The sequence below is a fragment of the Tsukamurella sp. DT100 genome, from assembly GCF_049844855.1.
Lineage (GTDB): Bacteria > Actinomycetota > Actinomycetes > Mycobacteriales > Mycobacteriaceae > Tsukamurella.
In genome coordinates this window covers 1-629 of record NZ_JBNCLV010000029.1, presented here as the reverse complement: position 1 = coordinate 629, position 629 = coordinate 1, and the positions used below count along the sequence as shown (strand labels likewise).

Annotated in this window: 1 rRNA gene; it reads left to right on the top strand. The window is 52.1% G+C overall.

Annotated elements, in window-relative coordinates:
• Positions 1–226: 226 nt before the first annotated feature.
• Positions 227–629: ribosomal RNA gene (locus ACLQ3K_RS26410) — 16S ribosomal RNA — on the top strand; the annotation flags it as partial.

Below are 629 nucleotides of genomic sequence, written 5' to 3'. Positions count from 1 at the left end.
GCCGCGTTTGGCGTGTTCTTTGAGAACTCAACAGTGTGTCGATGAAATTGTCAGTGCCAAAATTTTTTGGCACGCATGGACAATCAAATTATTTGGTTGTTTGTGTTGTGGCTTTTCTCGTTTATTTCTTTGCGAGATGTATTTCTGGAATCATTGATTTTTGTCAGTGGTTTCGTTTTTTGTTCAGGATTTCCTGATTATGCTGAAACTTCGGTTTCTAGTGTTTTTTATGGAGAGTTTGATCCTGGCTCAGGACGAACGCTGGCGGCGTGCTTAACACATGCAAGTCGAACGGTAAGGCCCTTCGGGGTACACGAGTGGCGAACGGGTGAGTAACACGTGGGTGACCTGCCCTGTACTTCGGGATAAGCCTGGGAAACTGGGTCTAATACCGGATATGACCTTCCCCTGCATGGGGGTTGGTGGAAAGCTTTTGCGGTACAGGATGGGCCCGCGGCCTATCAGCTTGTTGGTGGGGTAATGGCCTACCAAGGCGACGACGGGTAGCCGGCCTGAGAGGGCGACCGGCCACACTGGGACTGAGACACGGCCCAGACTCCTACGGGAGGCAGCAGTGGGGAATATTGCACAATGGGCGGAAGCCTGATGCAGCGACGCCGCGTGAGGGA